Raw genomic sequence first — 15,817 nt, 5'->3', positions numbered from 1 at the left:
CATCCCCTGAACCAAGGAGATCGTGATGAAAACCGAAGCGCCCCGTTCCAGCCGTCCCGCCTTTCTGGGCGAGCTGTTCGAGTCCCTGACCGAGCGCGGCCGTCGCCTGCTGTGGCGTCGCGACAGCGCGGACGCGCCGCAGCCGCCGGAACTCTCGGAACTGGCCGAGGCGCTGCTGTCGCGTCGCGGTGAGGCCTCGGGCGTGGCGCTGGCACAGGGGTTGCTTTCGGCCTTTGACCTTGCCGGGCGCGATGCCCGGCTGGGTTTCCTGCGGGTGCTGGCCGAGCGCTTCGGCCCCGATCCGGTGGCGGTCAAGGCGGCACTCGCCACGCTTGATCGCGACCCTTCGGCGCTTGAGGATCTGCATGCAGCCGCCGAACCGCGCCGTCAGGAATTGATGCGCCGCCTGAACCTTGCCCCCGGCGGCACGGCGGCGCTGGTCCGGATGCGCGAGGAATTGTTGACCCATCTGCGCAGCCAGTCTGATCTGAAGCGCGTCGATGACGATTTCGCGCATCTGTTCGCATCGTGGTTCAACCGGGGGTTCCTCGTGCTGCGTCATATCGACTGGAACACCCCGGCCTCGATTCTGGAAAAGATCATCCGGTACGAGGCCGTCCATGCCATCCAGAACTGGGACGACCTGCGCAATCGCCTGCAGCCGACCGACCGGCGCTGCTATGGTTTTTTCCATCCGCAGATGGTCGACGAGCCCCTGATTTTCGTCGAGGTCGCCTTGACGAGATCCATCCCCGATAACGTGGCCGGGCTGCTGGACCTCAAGCGCCAGGCGATCGAGGCCGAGCAGGCGACGACTGCGGTCTTCTACTCCATCTCGAACACGCAACGGGGGCTGGCCGGGGTCTCGTTCGGGAATTTCCTGATCAAGCAGGTGGTCGAGGAGCTGAAGGCCGAATTGCCGAATGTCCGCACCTTCGTGACATTGTCCCCGGTGCCGGGTTTTGCCGCATGGCTGGCCGTGCAGCGCAAGGACGAGACGTCCGAGATGATCGACGCCGATCAGCGCATTGCCTTTGCGCTTCTGGACGAACCGGGCTGGCACAAGGATGCGACCAAGGCCGAGGCGCTGCGCGCGCCGCTGATGGCTGCCGCAGCCAGCTATTTTCTGCGCGCCCGCGACGCCAAGGGCCGTGTGCCCGACGCCGTCGCGCGCTTTCATCTGGGCAATGGCGCGCAGCTTGACCGTCTGAACTACCTCGGAGACATCTCTGCCAATGGGCTGAAGCAGTCGCATGGGGTGATGGTCAACTACCTGTACGACCTCAACCGGATCGAGATGAACCACGAAGCCTTTGCCGAACGCGGCACGGTGACTGCCGCGCCGGATGTGCAGCGCGCGCTGCCGAACACGAAATGAAAGGAACCATGATGAGCGACAACCTTTTCGACATTTTCGCACGTGGCATTTCGGACCCCACGACCACCGCCATCGAGACGGTTTCCGGCGAGCGCATCAGCTATGCCGACCTGATCGCGCGCACCGGTCGCATGGCAAACGCGCTGGTGTCGCTGGGCGTGCAGCCCGGTGACCGCGTTGCGGTGCAGGTGGAGAAGTCGGTCGAGACGATAATCCTGTATCTGGCGACAGTGCGGGCCGGTGCGGTCTTCCTGCCGCTGAACACCGGCTACACCCCGGCCGAGATCGAATATTTCGCGGGCGACGCCGCCCCCGCGATCTTCGTCTGCGACCCGGCGAAGGCCGAGCAGCTTGCACCCGTTATCGGCGATGCACGGCTTCTGACGCTGGGGGCAGATGGGCAAGGCAGCCTGACCGATGCCGCCAGGGACATGGCCGAGGATTTCGCGACCGTGCCGCGCGCGTCGGATGATCTGGCGGCGCTGCTTTACACCTCGGGAACGACGGGACGGTCCAAGGGGGCGATGCTGACGCATGGCAACCTTGTCTCAAATACCACGGCGCTGCGCGAGGCCTGGGAATACGGTCCCGCCGATGTCCTTATCCATGCCTTGCCGATTTTTCACACCCACGGGCTGTTCGTCGCCACCAACGTGACGCTGTTCTCGGGTGCGTCGATGATCTTCCTGCCCAAATTCGACGTGGACTGCATCTTCGAGGGCATGGCCCGCGCGACCGTGCTGATGGGCGTCCCGACCTTCTATACCCGACTGTTGCAGGACGACATGCTGAACGCCGAGACGACGTCGCGGATGCGGCTGTTCATTTCGGGCTCAGCTCCGCTGCTGGCCGACACGCATCGCGAATGGCGGGCGCGGACCGGCCACGCCATCCTTGAGCGCTACGGCATGACCGAGACGAACATGAACGCCTCGAACCCCTATCACGGGGACCGTGTGGCGGGGACCGTCGGCATGCCTTTGCCCGGCGTTGAGATCATCGTGACCGATCCCGAAACCGGTGTGGAACTGCCCCTGGGTGAGATCGGCATGATCGAAGTGCGCGGTCCCAACGTGTTCAAGGGCTACTGGCAGATGCCGGAAAAGACGGCCGCCGAACTGCGCGAGAACGGCTTCTTCATCACCGGCGATTTGGGACGTTTCGACGATCGCGGTTATCTGCACATTGTCGGACGCGGCAAGGATCTGATCATCACCGGCGGCTACAACGTCTATCCCAAGGAAGTCGAAACCGAGATCGACGCGCTGCCGGGCGTCACGGAATCTGCGGTGATCGGCCTGCCGCATCGCGATTTAGGTGAGGGGGTGACAGCCGTGATCGTGGGTCCTGCGCCTCCGTCCGAAGGCGAGGTGCTGGCGGCACTTGAAAAACGGTTGGCCAAGTTCAAGCTGCCGAAGCGCGTGCTGTTCGTGGATGACCTGCCGCGCAACACCATGGGCAAGGTTCAAAAGAACCTGCTGCGTAACCAGTTCGGCGGGCTTTACGACTGAACGCATGAGACCGGCGGGGGCATGAGAGAGTGCCGCTTCCGCCGGTCCGGCAAAAGTAGCGCCCCTTGGCCCTTGGCGGATCAGCCATCTGGCTTGGCCCTGGGACGGCCCGCGACCAACCGTCACGACCGCGTAGGGCCTTGGACGATTTTCGACTGCGGCATCTTGGCCTCCTGCATGTCTGCAATAGGGCGGCTCATCCTGCGTTAGGCTAGGGAACGGCGTCTATGGCATCCTCGCGTTGCGGCATCCTAGGACTAGAGGGGCATTCCCTGCAAGGCCCTAGGAAAACCCAATCCGTTCTGCCACGCACTAATTTCTCGCGGTCTTCGTACCTGCCGGATAGATGAATCCGTTGACCGGGTATGTCGAACCCAGTTGGCCGGGCATACTTTCAACTCGAACCATGGACCAATCGTTTTTCGGCGAGACATCCACCGCCGTCATATCAATGGACACCTTGTTACGGTTCCAGTTGGCGTGGCTGATGAGAATCTGCCGCTGGTTGATGACCTTTGAGACGACGGCGACATGGCCGTTCGGGTTCTTTCTGGTCGCCTTGAAGGACAGGACGGAGGCCGGAACAGGTGTGACGCCCCGATTGTAATGGCCTTTTGCCTTGCCCCACCAGTCCTTGGCGTTTCCAGAAATATCAATCCCGCTTACCGTCCGCGCAAATGGAACGCACCAGACCCTGCTACCACGGTGCTGCTTCTGCTTCACTTCGAGAAGGGCAAGAGACATGCGGTCCGGCGAGATCCGCCCAACTGACACATCGCTGTTCTTGCTGATCCTCGCACCGACCTCGACGTCGGATGTGGATCTGTCAGTTCGTACTGCCTGCTCTGTGCATCCGGCAAGCGCCATGCACAGGGCAAGTGTCGCGGAGCAGGCCAGCCTGCGTCCCCGCCAATCGATCATCTGGTAGCCCTCGTCGTTTTTTCTTGATTACCTTTTGGTAACCCGAGCTTCATAGCCGGGTCGGCTTCCGTATCTCAATGGAATGGTTCAACAAGCCGCTGCCATCGGCGTCCTTTTGCCGAAACCGCAGGTCGCGATAGGCGGCGATCCATCCTGACACTGCGCCGCAAGACGAAGACATTTGACATGATGCCGAGCGAGGGGTTGGCTATTTCCAATAACGCAGGAAGGTCCGGGCCTGATCTTCGGATCTAGATGCCACGGTGATGACGGCATCGGTCTTCGCTTCGTCCAAACCGTCGATGAAAATCAGCACGTCGCGATGCAGGTCGGACGCCGCGTGCTGGCCGGGCGACGGAACCGGTCAACTCCGCCAACGGTTCAGCATTTCAATTCGGAGGGCACCGCGATTGCTGACTGCGCCGACCCGGACGATCGCGACCCGAGTTCAGCCGGGAGTTGCGGCAAAACCGAAGCAATACGCTCGAGCCTAAGGAAGATACGGATGCTTCCTGAAAATTAGAGCTACGCCGCAAAGACGCTCGCGATGACCGGGGCTGTTCATCCCCGACACGGCACCGACACAGGATATCGCGGACATGATCTATTCTGGTGGACCATCCTGCTAGGTTTCTTCGACGCACATGGCCACATTTTGATGGGGACTAGCACGTCCTGTCCGCCAACCTGCTTTCGCCTCTCGACGGCGAGGTCAAGCATATTGCGAGCTACAGGCCACGCTGAAGGACTGGACCGAAAAAACGCCGATACGGTGAAGGAAGCCATCTGATCCTCATGCTAGCTAAGACCCGGTCTTGATGCCGTATCCAGCGTGCCGGCCTTTCTCATGCACCAGCCCGGCCATCTGGGTGCGGGGAGCTTCAAGGCATGAGAGCTTGCTGGCATCACCACCGAAAGCAAGGACCCGGCTGGCGGTAAGATTCTGCGCGGAGCGGATGGCGCGCCCAGCGGCGTGCGCGAGGAGAACGCCTTTTATGGCGCAATGACCAAGCTCCTCAAACCGCGCGGCGCCAAGGGTTTCCAAGCCTATGTCCATGCCGGGGCGGAGCCTAGACCAACCTTGGAATACCACGGCCGAAGAAAGCCGCACTGTTCCCGAAACCGCGGACCTCCTGTAGAAGGTCGCGAATAAGAGGCTTCAAGATCGACGGGCTGACCTATACCGATGCGCTGGTCGATCACGATTACATCGCGGCCCATGTCTCCAAGAAATATACCAATCGCTTCCTCGTCGCGGGTGCCAAGCTGACGATCGACGGCTCGCCTCAGCGCTTCACGGCGCTCAGGGGCCGGCCCTATTATGCGCCCATGGGGAATATCCGCGGGGATATGCGCGCTATTCCGCCGCGACGATGGAACAGACCGTGGACGTGATGGACTGGGCCTATGGCAAGGGCATTCAAATCATCTTGCATGCCAATGGCGAAGGCGCGTCCGACATGCTGATCGCCGCAGTCTACGCCACAACCAAGAAATATGGCCCGGCAGACCACCGCCCCGTGATCATCCATGGCCAGTTCCTGTGCGAGGCCGAGGCGGACGCCTTCAGGCGGCGGGATACCGTCGCTTCGCTCTTTCCAATACACACCTTCTATCGGGGGGATTGGCACCGCGACCATACGGTCGGGCCAGAGCTTGTCGACAATATCTCGCCGACGGGCTGTCTGGTCAACCGTGGTATGAAGTTCAGCCGCCATCACGATGCATCCGTGGCCCTGCCCAACAGCATGCGCTTTCTTGACGCCACAGTGACGCGGCGCGTGCGCTCGGGCGACATCATCGGCCCGGCGGAAAGGGTGGACGTGATGGCAGCGCTGAAAGCGATGAGGATCTGACTGGCATGGCGGCATTCCGAAGATGCGTCCAAAGGCTCGATCGAGACCAGCAAGCTGGCTGATTTTGTGGTCTTGTCCGACAAACCGACCACCATCGCCTCCGGAATCATCGACACGATCAAGGTCCAGACCATGAGATGGTCTACAAGGCGAGGTCACAGTAACGATTGTAGCGAGTTGCAATACCGGAATCGGGGCCACGGCTGCTCGATGAGGTGGCGTGGATATTGTTGCGGGCGAGGGCGATGGCGAAGGCGCGGCCGATAATGCCGATGCTGTTCATGGTTGCCCTCCTCTAATGGGTCAGGCGGTCATCGACCATCCGCGACGTTCTCGGCGCCGGCGAGAAAGGCGACCGCGCTGACGATCTCGGTAGGCTGGCCATAGTGGCCAATGGTCGTGCCGGGGCCGACGATTTTTGCCACCCGACCGTCGGCGGGGTTCATGTCGGTATCAGTGGGGTCGGTATGGACAGTGGTGATGGTGATCCGCTTTGCTCCCGAATCGCGGACAAGGCTGCGGTTAAAGCCGGAGATCGCGCCCTTGGTCAGGGTGTAAAGCGAAGCCGTCGGAAAGGCCGCATAGCGCGTCACCGACGAGCCGATTTGGATGATCCGTCCGCTAGGCTTTATGTGGCGCGCGGCTTCCTGCGTGGCGACAAAAACCCAGATGACATTGACGGCGATCATGCGTTGATAGGTCTCGAAGGGGATTTCCTCGATCGGGCCGCCACGGCCACGGCCGGCATTGTTCACGAGAATGTCGATGCCGCCAAAATGCGCCTGTTGCTTGTGCCTGATTAGTCGGTAATCATTTGTTCTTGCTTCAAGAAATCTGGAAAGATTCGTCAAAAGCGCCGAGACCGCGAGTTTCTGCGAGGCCTTTCGCTGCCGCCGTGAGCCGAAATGGCGCGATGCTGGAACGTAATCTGGGCCTGCGCCTGTTCCACCGCTCGACCCGAAAACTGGTCCGGACCGAGGCGAGCGAGCATTTTCTGCAGTCCATCGGCGGCAATATCGATGCGCTGCAAGCGGCGATTGCGGATATCTCCTCGGGGGCGTCCAAGCCTGCGGGGCTGTTGAAGGTCGGCCTAAGCCCGACGTTTGGGGCGGATTTCATCCTGCCGCATTTGCCGGACCTTTTGCGGCACTACCCGCGGATCCGCCCGGAATGGCATTTCGAGAACCGCCATGTCGATCTGGCCACCGAGGGTTATGATGCGGCAATCGGTGCGGGCCTCGACCTGACGCGGAAATCGTCGCCGCGCCGGGCTACATGGCGGGGCGGCCCAGCCGACCGATCCCGATGACCTGTCACGACTGGACGGCATCGTCATGCGGTCGCTTCGCACCGGCCACGTGCGATATTGGACGATGCGCGATGCCGCCGAGGACGGCCATGCTGCCCCCGACCGTCACCCTGCACGATCCCGCCGCGATGCACGAGGCGGCGAGGCTTGGCCGTGGTGTCGCCTTGCTTGCCATGCCCGATGTCCTGCGCGACGTTAAAAACGGCAAGCTGATGAGCCTGACCCCGCAATGGTGCGCCGATGAAGGGGCGATTTCGCTCTGCTACGCCTCGTGGACCCTGCTTCCGGCCAAGACGCGAGTTTTCGTCGATCTTGTCACCGAGACCTTCCGCCGCGACAAGCTGGCCGAAAGGTTTGCAAGCAATCTGGGGGAATGATGTTTCCGCGTTTATCAGGATATCGCGTATCAACGTGCAGCGGGGTGCTCGGGAAACGACCATGACGGCTTATGTCTATATCCTAGGCTGCCACGGCCCCCATGGCTATCGCACCTATGTGGGATGGACGCTGGACCTTGAGCGGCGGTTGGCCGAGCACAATTCCGGCGGCGCAGCGGGTGCCAAATCCACTCGGGGCCGAAGCTGGAGCCTGATATATGCAGAGCGTCTGGCGACGCGCAATGAGGCGATGAGCCGCGAGTGGCATCTGAAGCGCGACCGAAGACTGCGCCGCGAACTGGCTCGAACCGCACAAGGGTTTTCCCATGGTGGCGGTGCCCCTTGCGATCGCCCGGAACCAGCCGCCAGTCCTTGGCCAGCCACGCGCAGGCGGGTTTGATGCAGCACGATCCTGGCAGCAGACATGTCATTCTGTCGGGCTGTTCGGGCGGAGGAAAATCGACGCTTCTGCTTGAACTCGGAAGGCGTGGTTATGCGACGGTTGCCGAGCCTGGCCGAAGGATTGTCACGCAAGAGATGCGCGGCAAGGGCAGGGCGCTGCCTTGGATCGACCTCGAAGCTTTCGCGCGGCGGGCAATCGACATGGCTGTCGCGGACCGGGAAGGGATGAAGGGCGCGAAGGGCTGGGTTTTCTTTGATCGGGGCATCGTCGATGCGGCCGTGGCGCTGGAACATGCGGCAGGAGTACCCGTATCCGACACTCTCAGCCGCGTTGAGCCCTTTTGCAGGCGGGTCTTTCTGACCCCGCCTTGGCCGGAAATATTTACCACGGACGGTGAAAGGCAGCATGAGATGGAGGACGCCATCGCGGAATACCACCGGCTGATCGATGCCTATGATCGCCTCGGATATGATCCGATCATCTTGCCGAAGATCGATGTCGAAAGACGGGCGACGTTCGTTCTTGACCGTCTGTCGTAAGGACGCGCCCATGCCGAGCTTCTGCCTGCGGTCCGATGACGCATGGCCATTCGCAGGTGAACCTGACGGCGGCCTGTGCGTTTGATGGCTGGATTATTTCACGGAGACCATCACGATGACGTTGAAAGAGAAATTCTCGTCCGAGGATTGGGCAGCGGTACTTCAGGCGCCGATGCTGGTCGGGCTCGCGGTGACAGCGGCAGATCCGGGCGGGCTTATCGGCGCTGTGCAGGAAAGCGCAGCGGTGGCAAGCTCTGTCCAGAAGGCCGGTGAAGGGACGCTCGCCGCCGAGATCTCGGCGGCCTATCGAACCTCCGAGGGCCGGAGTGCCGCGACCGACGGTGTGAAGCCATTGGTGAAGGGCAAGAAGCCGGCGGAAATCTCTGAGGCGGCAATCTTGCGGGTAGGTGAGATCGCGGCGCTGGTTGACGGGGCCTCTCCTGAACATGCGGCAGAGTTCAGGGCTTTCCTGATCGACACCGCTACCCGCGTTGCCGAGGCGGCAAAGGAGGGCGGCTTCATGGGCTTTGGCGGTGAGGCTGTTTCGGAAGCCGAGCGTAAGGCGCTGGACACCCTGCGCGCCACATTGAGTCTTCAAGCGTGACATAAGCCCGGTCGCCTGTAGAAAGTAGCGGGCGAACCGGCCTTTGATGATCGGCTACAGCAGCGCTGGTATCTGAGTGCATTACACCGGCGCGGGTCGGGGAAGGGCCCTATGCCCGCGTCCCCGGCTCGGCGCGGTCATGCTTATGCGGGGCCCGTCTGAGGTACCAGGCGGCAAGCCGACGACATGCAGGAAGGCATTGAGGAATACGCCCGGGTTGTAAAGCCGACCTCCCGGGCAATGCGCAATGAATTTCTGGCCGAATTGCAGCCGTTCCTGCGCCTTGGCCACACGCAGACATTGGGCGTAAACCGTTGCGTCAGCCTAGTTGCCTTCTGGAGGCGCAAAAGACGATGCGCTCCTCACGCCCGGCATGATTGGCCAGAAATGCAAGCCGCGCCTCCTTGCTGTGAACGACCCACCAACTTCAGGCCTAGGTGGGTATATGACATCAACCCGCCCAACGGGGTGCCGTCACCACAGTCAATCATATCGGCGGGAAAGGTGCCGTCGCAGATCGACGCCAATATCGTGCCTTCGGGTGGCGATCCCGCAGCCCGCCCGCTAGCGGTCGGCGGTTCTTGGGGGTGATTGGCGGCGACTAACGGGTAACATCGAACTTTCGGGCATGTCGCTAGTGATGAAGCGGGCGCGGACGGCGAAAAGGGGGTGGCCGCCGTGCTTGGTCTACTACGTGGCATAGAGGCAAGCGGCACGCCGAGGGTCATCTGTATTTGGCGCGGGTCATCACCAAATAGAGCAGGTGCCGTACTTCCTCTTGGTTGTCTGTCCGGCACCGAAACTAGATGGGCTGTCGCCAGCTCGGCAATCTCTATATCCTAAGCTGTTCACTTGCGGAGGACCATGTCGGTCTCTTGGTAAGGAGTTGCTGGCTACCAACATTCAAGCGTTACCGGTCGGGTCAATAGCCGCGCACGCGTCGGACGGCTGTCACCGGCAACTGCTCAACGGGAACGACCTTGGCCCGCCCATCACAGCCGTTTGGCACAGGCCAAGCCGGGTCGCGGCATGGTCAGAATTCGACCGCGGATTGGCGGTGAGTCCGGTCGAAGCTGATGCGACTGACGTTGTCCGCGACGTCGATGCGGCGAGCCGTCCGAGGAAGCCCAGCATCCAGCCAAGCATGCGCCCAGACGGATGTCATCAAGCACTTAGATAGCTGGGTGCCGTGGCGATATGCCTCAAGAGCGCGGTACTCCGCCGAAGAACAGGGTCAGGCCTCCGATGCGGCGGGTTTCCATCAGAAGCTCTGCCAGCAGCACGGCCTATGCGCGAAACATCCCTTCAGACGAGCTTTTGCCGCGACCCAATGCGCGGATTGTTACGATCAACGGCGAGATGGTCGGGCGGGTGAGGAGGTCTTCGACGGCCTGGTCGGGCGATAGATATGTCTCGACGGGCATTGGATCGCCCGGCTTCATGCCCAGCGGTGTGGCTTTGCAACCAGCACGAAGCCGCGTGGGTCGGTGCCGCCGATGCGGGCCTTGCCGGGGAAACGCTGGTACAGTCGCGCGACCAGCCCCTTGCAATGGGTCTGATCGATGTCGCGGATCGCCAGCTCGCTGGCTCTGCGCGCCAGGATATCATCGGCGATCACCTTCCCGCTCCGCGAGCTCGGACCCTAGGCAGGATTGCCCGCGACATCCCAAGCCATCCCATCCGGATCACGATATTCGCCGCGACCGGTCCGAGAAGAGGTCGCAGAAATCGAGGCAGGAGATATTGTGCAGAGCGGCAATGACGTTTCCATCGCAATTGCGCCTGGCCTTGATGCCAGCTAGGCGGGCAGGGCTTCGAACTGGATATGGATCGCGGAACGACCAAGCCATTGAAGCCGCGATCCGGGATGATCTGGCTTAGCGCAACCGGCGATTTCACCTGTCTGATCGGATGCCCAGCGACCGGGAAAGCTCGGGTTCCTTTATCGACTCTAGCTGTTGTGCCATTTCATCCATGATGGCTTGCGCCGGGGCGCGGTTCCGCGCGCGCGTTGGTAGTGTCGTCAAGTTCATTTATAAATTTTTATTTATTCAAATACTTAGTTGAATTTTAGAATGCATCACTGATCGACCGCGGCAGTCGGTCCAACGGATGAGGAGACTTCGATGGGCTATTACGCACTCGCATAGCTGGACACGGTGATCTTTGGCGCAGGTAAGGCCACGCCCGACATCGAGGCCGGGGCCCGCGCGCTGGAACAGACTAAGTTCAAAGGTCTTCCCGTGGTCGAGATCCTCAATCCCGATACCTACCGGGTCATCGCCGTGGCGGTGGGCAAGCTGGCTCCGCTGGGCTGGACAGTCGCGGACCAGCACGAGACCTACCGCGCGACCGGACAGTCTGCCGCGCCAGCACGCCGGATGGCGTATCGTTTTTCACCGGCATTTCGGATGTTGAACGTCTTTCTTAAGTCAACGTGACTAAGAAGTATTCATAAGCAGCGTCATCGAAAATCTCTGACCATTGTCGAGATGCTGGTCGAACATCCGGTTTGACGGGCAGTGTCGAACATCGCCGCCCTGACCGGACAGCCAGTCAGCGGCATGCCCCGCGCCCTGCACGAGCTGTTTCGACTGGGCTATGTCCGGCAAATCACAGGTGGTCGTGTTGTCGATCAAGTTGGCCTCTCTTGGGCTGGGCTTCATGCGTCGCGCCCGCACCAACGCGTCGTCCAGCCGATCCTTGATCGGCTTGCGCAGGATTTGGGCGAGCTCATCCGGCTTTCGGTCATCGGCAATGCGAACCTGACGAGAGTGGAGGTCGGGCAGGGGCGACGTCCGGGTTGCGCGACGATCTGGGCCAAGAGCAGGTCCATCTTGTCTCATCCGCCGGAGGGCGGGCATGGCTGGCCGTGAGGACAAACGGGGAGGCCTGGGAGCATATGAGTGATCAGGGCTTGGGCGCCCATGGGTCGGGCAAACCGATCGGCATCCCCGAGTTGCTGGCCATCTTGGACGAGACCCGCCAGCACGGCTATTCCGTCGCGGCCCGCAGTCGCCCAAGGATTTTCAGTAGCAGTATTTCATTTGGCTGCTGCAACATCGGCTCGGCTGTGCGGCTGGTATTTCAATGTAGGCTTAGTTGAATGCAGGAAGGCGGTTTCAGGCCGCGAATTCGTCACTACGCTAGCCGTTGGCCTGCTCGGAACGTATCCATGCGAGGAAGGTGTGGCGTGCCTTACGTCGGGCGGCATCGACCGGGGTCATGTCTGACCGGATCAGATAGTAGTCGAAGTTTTCCAGCACCGAAATGTCCGAGAGTTGCACCAGCCGTCCCTCGGCCAGATCCGGCTGGATCATTGCCAGTGAACACAGCGCGACACCCTGTCCGGCCAAGGCAGCAGCGCGCAGAAGGTTGAAGTCCTCGAAAATGGCTCCCGGCAACCGGTCCGGCACGATCTGGCCGGCGCGGCTCAGCCAAGTCTGCCAGCTCGGCTGATCACTGTCATGCAAGAGCCCGACCTTGAGCAACCAACGTAAGGTGAGTTGAGCAGGTGCCGACCCGACCAGCGCAGGGCTACCGACCGGCACGCTGCGCCCGGACATGAAGGGTTCGGCCGCGATGCCGTCGCCCACCGGGCAGGAGTCGGCGAAGGTAAAGGCGAAGTCGGTCGTCATGAAGTCGATGTCATGACCGTGATGGGCATAGATCACCCGCAGCTGAATATCTGGATGCTGTGCCCGAAAGCGTGGCAGTCGCGGGATCAGCCAGCAGATTGCAACGGACGGAATGGCAGCCACGACCAGTGCCCCGTCCGAGGTGGCTGGCCTTGCCCGGCGGCACGCGGCGTCTATGGCATCAAGCGCCATTGTCAGGTCGCGCGCCAGCGACACCCCGCGCGGCAACAGCACCGGCACCCGCCCGCCTCGATCGAAAAGGGGCGCGCCAAGCCATTGTTCCAGATGCTTTACTTGGTGACTGATCGCAGGCTGGGTGACAAACAGACTGTCGGCCGCAGCACGGAAGCTTCCGGTCCGGGCGACGGCCTCAAAGGCACGAAGAGCGTTCAGCGGCGGCTGGGTCATGCGCCTCACTCATGAGAAAATCTTATCACTCGATTATAAAACCTCTTTTGACGCCTGCAACTCACAACCCCCAACCTAAACGAAATGTAACGCGAGGAGGGTTCGATGACCGAGCGCGAAAGACTTCAGAATTTCGTCGGCAACGGCGAAAAGGCTAGGGGCACGTTTTCGGCCGCCGAAATGCAGCGTCGTCTGGACGCGATCCGCAGGTATATGGCCCAGAACAACGTCGATGCGGCGCTGTTCACGTCCTACCACAACATCAATTACTATGCCGATTTCATCTATTGCCAGTTCGGGCGGCGCTACGGCTTCTTTGTCGATCAGGACAACGCAACCTCGATCAGCGCGGGCATCGACGGCGGCCAGCCGTGGCGACGGACCTTTGGCAGCAACCTGACCTATACCGACTGGCAGAAGGACAACTACTTCCATGCCATCCGCCAGATCATCGGCGGCGCGAAGCGGATCGGAATCGAATTCGACCACGTCAATCTCGATCTTCTGTCGCTGCTGAAGGCCGAGTTTCCAGGCGTGGACTTCGTCGACATCGCTGCCCCTGCCATGCGCCTGCGGATGATCAAGTCAGCCGAGGAGATCGCCCATATCACCGAGATGGCGCGCATTGCCGATATCGGCGGCGCAGCCTGCGTCGAGGCAACCGCCGTCGGTGTGCCCGAGCATGAGGTCGCGTTGCATTCGACCGCGACCATGATCCGCGAGATCGCCAGAACATGGCCTCATGCCGAACTGCTCGATACCTGGACCTGGTTCCAGTCAGGCATCAACACCGATGGCGCGCATAATCCGGTTACCAGCCGCAAGATCGAAGCCGGGGACATCCTGTCTCTGAACTGCTTCCCGATGGTCGCGGGCTATTACGTCGCGCTGGAGCGCACCCTGTTCGCGGAACATGCAAGCGACGCGCATATCCGCCTGTGGGAATTCAACTGCAAGATCCATGACCGCGGCAAGGAACTGCTGGTGCCGGGTGCGAAATGCTCCGACATCGCGGCTGAGCTGAACGAGATGTATGCCGCCGAAAACCTGCTGCAATATCGCAGCTTCGGCTACGGCCACAGCTTCGGTGTCCTGTCGCATTACTATGGCCGCGAGGCCGGGCTGGAGTTGCGCGAGGACTGCGAGACGATCCTTGAACCCGGCATGGTGGTCTCGATGGAGCCGATGATCACCATCCCCGAGGGTCTACCGGGCGCGGGCGGCTATCGCGAGCACGATATCCTCGTGATCGAGGAGGCTGGCAGCCGCAACATCACCGGTTTCCCCTATGGCCCCGAACATCTGATCGTGAAGGGCAAGGCGCGGGCGACCTGAGGCCGGCACTCTCGCCAGACATAACCGCATGACCAATCGCTTGCCGTGGGCCGGGACAGTTCCGGCCCGCGGGACCCCGCGATGTGAAAACAAAAAACACCAACAGGAGAGCCAAGCATGAACAGGAAGTTCATCCTTACCACCGCAATGACGCTTTTTGCCACCACGGCCATGGCTGACGAGATCACCGTCATGTCCTGGGGCGGCACCTATGGCCAGAGTCAGGTCGAAGCTTATCACAACCCCTTCGCCGCCCAGACCGGCATCAAGGTCGTCTCGCTCGACAGCGATAACCCGGCGATCCCGATCAAGGCGCAGGTCGAGGCGGGCAATGTCACCACCAATGTCGCCGATGTCGAATATGCCGACGCGATCCGGCTTTGCGACGAAGGGCTACTGGAGCCGATCGATCCGTCGATCCTGCCACCGGCACCCGACGGCACCCCGGCCAGCGAGGACTTTCTGCCTCAGGGTCTGTCCGATTGCGCAGTCGGCTCAATCGTCTTTTCGACGATCTTCGCCTATGACAAGACGAAATTCCCCGAAGCCAAGCCGCAGACCATCGCCGACTTCTTCGACACCCAGAAATTTCCCGGCAAGCGCGGGATCAAGAAGGTACCCAAAGCCGTGCTGGAAATGGCACTGATGGGCGACGGTGTGCCGGCAGATCAGGTCTATGCCGTGCTGGATACCGAAGAAGGCATCGACCGCGCCTTTGCCAAGCTCGAAAGCATCAAGAAAGACATCGTCTGGTGGGAAACCGGTGCGCAGCCGCCGCAGTTGTTGGCCGATGGCGAGGTTGCGATGACCATGGCCTATAATGGCAGGATCTTTGGCGCTGCCGTTTCTGAGGGCAAGCCCTTCGAGATCGTCTGGGATGGGCAGGTCTACGAGTATAACCTGTTCGTCATTCCAAAGGGCGCCGAGAAGCAGGGCCAAGCGCTGGAGTTCATCAAGTTCGCCACCGACACGCAGAGACTGGCGGATCAGGCGAAATGGATCAGCTACGGTCCGGCACGCAAGTCGTCGGCCGAGTTCGTCGGTCTCTATCAGGACGGCAAGACCGAGATGGCTCCGCATATGCCGACCAACGCGGCCAATATGCAGAACGCACTTGGATCATCCTACGAGTTCTGGGTCGATCATGAGGCAGAACTGGCGGAGCGCTTCAGTGCATGGCTCAGCCTGAGCTGATACGACGAGGGTGCAGAGTCGAAGATACCCCACCGTCCCTCCTGAACGGTTTTTCAGAGGTTCTGGCCGACAGATTCAGCCAACAGTGTGTGTCGGCCTTTACGGGTGTGTTAGCGTTGTACTTGGTGTTCCTTAGATGAAAGAGCAACCGTTTGTTTGCTAAGCTATCAATTCACTTAACATAATCTGAATTATGCTTACCGGCAGTATAGCCGAGGGTGGATTCAAGTTGGAACTGCGACTTTGATGTAAAATCAGTGCATTGCATCAAGGAGTATTCTCCATGTCCAAACCTTACCTGCATCTCGACCTCGAAGAACGGCGCAAAATCGCGCGCTGGCGCG

18 protein-coding genes are annotated in these 15,817 nt (G+C 61.0%); 11 read left to right on the top strand and 7 right to left on the bottom strand.

The genetic code is table 11. The annotated features are described in order from the left end of the window. The first annotated feature begins 25 nt into the window (after nt 1-25). Complete coding sequence (locus GL300_RS18670) at nt 26-1,378, top strand: malonyl-CoA decarboxylase (RefSeq protein ID WP_155041183.1); 1,353 nt, start codon at nt 26-28, stop codon at nt 1,376-1,378. Nucleotides 1,379-1,389: 11 nt separating this feature from the next. After that, nucleotides 1,390-2,889 carry a malonate--CoA ligase gene (locus tag GL300_RS18665; RefSeq protein ID WP_155041182.1) on the top strand — a complete coding sequence of 500 codons (1,500 nt, stop codon included), beginning with the start codon at nt 1,390-1,392 and terminating at the stop codon, nt 2,887-2,889. 312 nt (nt 2,890-3,201) lie between these two features. On the opposite strand, the gene GL300_RS18660 is transcribed toward GL300_RS18665, so the two are convergent. Then, entirely contained in the window at nt 3,202-3,810 is a 609-nt protein-coding gene (locus GL300_RS18660) for a CHAP domain-containing protein (protein ID WP_225612455.1), read from the bottom strand. Nucleotides 3,811-4,612: 802 nt separating this feature from the next. After that, nucleotides 4,613-4,855, bottom strand: a complete 243-nt coding sequence (locus tag GL300_RS18655; RefSeq protein ID WP_155041181.1) for a hypothetical protein — start codon at nt 4,853-4,855, stop codon at nt 4,613-4,615. A gap of 187 nt (nt 4,856-5,042) precedes the next feature. Between GL300_RS18655 and GL300_RS18650 the strand changes: the two genes are divergently transcribed. Then, a complete protein-coding gene (locus GL300_RS18650; RefSeq protein WP_343043116.1) occupies nt 5,043-5,666 on the top strand; it encodes an amidohydrolase family protein in 624 nt (207 codons plus the stop codon). A gap of 142 nt (nt 5,667-5,808) precedes the next feature. Here the strand turns inward: GL300_RS18650 and GL300_RS18645 are convergent, their stop codons facing one another. Both GL300_RS18645 and GL300_RS18640 read right to left on the bottom strand, forming a co-directional pair. Beyond that, nucleotides 5,809-5,949 (bottom strand): hypothetical protein, encoded by a 141-nt coding sequence (locus GL300_RS18645; protein ID WP_155041179.1) that lies wholly within the window; start codon nt 5,947-5,949, stop codon nt 5,809-5,811. Nucleotides 5,950-5,977: 28 nt separating this feature from the next. Further along, entirely contained in the window at nt 5,978-6,517 is a 540-nt protein-coding gene (locus GL300_RS18640; RefSeq protein ID WP_155041178.1) for an SDR family oxidoreductase, read from the bottom strand. Nucleotides 6,518-6,579: 62 nt separating this feature from the next. Here GL300_RS18640 and GL300_RS26415 point away from each other — a divergent pair, with 62 nt between their 5' ends. From GL300_RS26415 to GL300_RS18620, 5 genes are all read left to right on the top strand, one after another. Continuing rightward, nucleotides 6,580-6,975 carry a LysR family transcriptional regulator gene (locus tag GL300_RS26415; protein ID WP_211595202.1) on the top strand — a complete coding sequence of 132 codons (396 nt, stop codon included), beginning with the start codon at nt 6,580-6,582 and terminating at the stop codon, nt 6,973-6,975. An 89-nt stretch (nt 6,976-7,064) separates the two neighbouring features. Continuing rightward, nucleotides 7,065-7,352 carry a type 2 periplasmic-binding domain-containing protein gene (locus tag GL300_RS26410; protein ID WP_211595199.1) on the top strand — a complete coding sequence of 96 codons (288 nt, stop codon included), beginning with the start codon at nt 7,065-7,067 and terminating at the stop codon, nt 7,350-7,352. A 61-nt stretch (nt 7,353-7,413) separates the two neighbouring features. After that, a complete protein-coding gene (locus GL300_RS18630; protein ID WP_155041177.1) occupies nt 7,414-7,752 on the top strand; it encodes a GIY-YIG nuclease family protein in 339 nt (112 codons plus the stop codon). Then, complete coding sequence (locus GL300_RS18625) at nt 7,752-8,294, top strand: AAA family ATPase (protein WP_155041176.1); 543 nt, start codon at nt 7,752-7,754, stop codon at nt 8,292-8,294. Before GL300_RS18630 ends, GL300_RS18625 begins: the two co-directional genes overlap by 1 nt. A gap of 115 nt (nt 8,295-8,409) precedes the next feature. Then, nucleotides 8,410-8,898, top strand: coding sequence for a hypothetical protein (locus GL300_RS18620; protein WP_155041175.1), 489 nt, complete (start codon nt 8,410-8,412; stop codon nt 8,896-8,898). A gap of 1,438 nt (nt 8,899-10,336) precedes the next feature. On the opposite strand, the gene GL300_RS18615 is transcribed toward GL300_RS18620, so the two are convergent. Further along, entirely contained in the window at nt 10,337-10,516 is a 180-nt protein-coding gene (locus GL300_RS18615) for a hypothetical protein (protein ID WP_155041174.1), read from the bottom strand. Nucleotides 10,517-11,057: 541 nt separating this feature from the next. On the opposite strand from GL300_RS18615, the gene GL300_RS18610 reads away from it, so the two are divergent. Then, on the top strand, nt 11,058-11,339 hold the full coding sequence (locus GL300_RS18610) for a hypothetical protein (protein WP_155041173.1): 282 nt from the start codon (nt 11,058-11,060) through the stop codon (nt 11,337-11,339). Here GL300_RS18610 and GL300_RS18605 read toward each other — a convergent pair whose 3' ends face one another. Continuing rightward, nucleotides 11,340-11,537, bottom strand: coding sequence for a hypothetical protein (locus GL300_RS18605; protein ID WP_155041172.1), 198 nt, complete (start codon nt 11,535-11,537; stop codon nt 11,340-11,342). 507 nt (nt 11,538-12,044) lie between these two features. After that, complete coding sequence (locus tag GL300_RS18600; protein WP_155041171.1) at nt 12,045-12,944, bottom strand: LysR family transcriptional regulator; 900 nt, start codon at nt 12,942-12,944, stop codon at nt 12,045-12,047. A 105-nt stretch (nt 12,945-13,049) separates the two neighbouring features. Here GL300_RS18600 and GL300_RS18595 point away from each other — a divergent pair, with 105 nt between their 5' ends. Next, nucleotides 13,050-14,279: an aminopeptidase P family protein gene (locus GL300_RS18595; RefSeq protein ID WP_155041170.1), complete on the top strand. Its 1,230-nt coding sequence runs from the start codon at nt 13,050-13,052 to the stop codon at nt 14,277-14,279. A 117-nt stretch (nt 14,280-14,396) separates the two neighbouring features. Then, nucleotides 14,397-15,473: an ABC transporter substrate-binding protein gene (locus GL300_RS18590; RefSeq protein WP_155041169.1), complete on the top strand. Its 1,077-nt coding sequence runs from the start codon at nt 14,397-14,399 to the stop codon at nt 15,471-15,473. The last annotated feature ends 344 nt before the right edge of the window (nt 15,474-15,817 follow it).

This window comes from Paracoccus litorisediminis, from assembly GCF_009711205.1.
Taxonomy (GTDB): Bacteria; Pseudomonadota; Alphaproteobacteria; order Rhodobacterales; family Rhodobacteraceae; genus Paracoccus; species Paracoccus litorisediminis.
This window is presented reverse-complemented; position numbering and strand designations above follow the sequence as displayed.

What these genes read in the sequence shown, in the direction of transcription:
- GL300_RS18660 (WP_225612455.1), bottom strand. Translation starts at nt 3,810, where the DNA reads ATGATCGATTGGCGGGGACGCAGGCTGGCCTGCTCCGCGACACTTGCC.
- GL300_RS18600 (WP_155041171.1), bottom strand. Translation starts at nt 12,944, where the DNA reads ATGACCCAGCCGCCGCTGAACGCTCTTCGTGCCTTTGAGGCCGTCGCC.
- GL300_RS18620 (WP_155041175.1), top strand. Translation starts at nt 8,410, where the DNA reads ATGACGTTGAAAGAGAAATTCTCGTCCGAGGATTGGGCAGCGGTACTT.
- GL300_RS18630 (WP_155041177.1), top strand. Translation starts at nt 7,414, where the DNA reads ATGACGGCTTATGTCTATATCCTAGGCTGCCACGGCCCCCATGGCTAT.
- GL300_RS26415 (WP_211595202.1), top strand. Translation starts at nt 6,580, where the DNA reads ATGCTGGAACGTAATCTGGGCCTGCGCCTGTTCCACCGCTCGACCCGA.
- GL300_RS18670 (WP_155041183.1), top strand. Translation starts at nt 26, where the DNA reads ATGAAAACCGAAGCGCCCCGTTCCAGCCGTCCCGCCTTTCTGGGCGAG.
- GL300_RS18645 (WP_155041179.1), bottom strand. Translation starts at nt 5,949, where the DNA reads ATGAACAGCATCGGCATTATCGGCCGCGCCTTCGCCATCGCCCTCGCC.
- GL300_RS26410 (WP_211595199.1), top strand. Translation starts at nt 7,065, where the DNA reads ATGCTGCCCCCGACCGTCACCCTGCACGATCCCGCCGCGATGCACGAG.
- GL300_RS18595 (WP_155041170.1), top strand. Translation starts at nt 13,050, where the DNA reads ATGACCGAGCGCGAAAGACTTCAGAATTTCGTCGGCAACGGCGAAAAG.
- GL300_RS18625 (WP_155041176.1), top strand. Translation starts at nt 7,752, where the DNA reads ATGCAGCACGATCCTGGCAGCAGACATGTCATTCTGTCGGGCTGTTCG.
- GL300_RS18665 (WP_155041182.1), top strand. Translation starts at nt 1,390, where the DNA reads ATGAGCGACAACCTTTTCGACATTTTCGCACGTGGCATTTCGGACCCC.
- GL300_RS18590 (WP_155041169.1), top strand. Translation starts at nt 14,397, where the DNA reads ATGAACAGGAAGTTCATCCTTACCACCGCAATGACGCTTTTTGCCACC.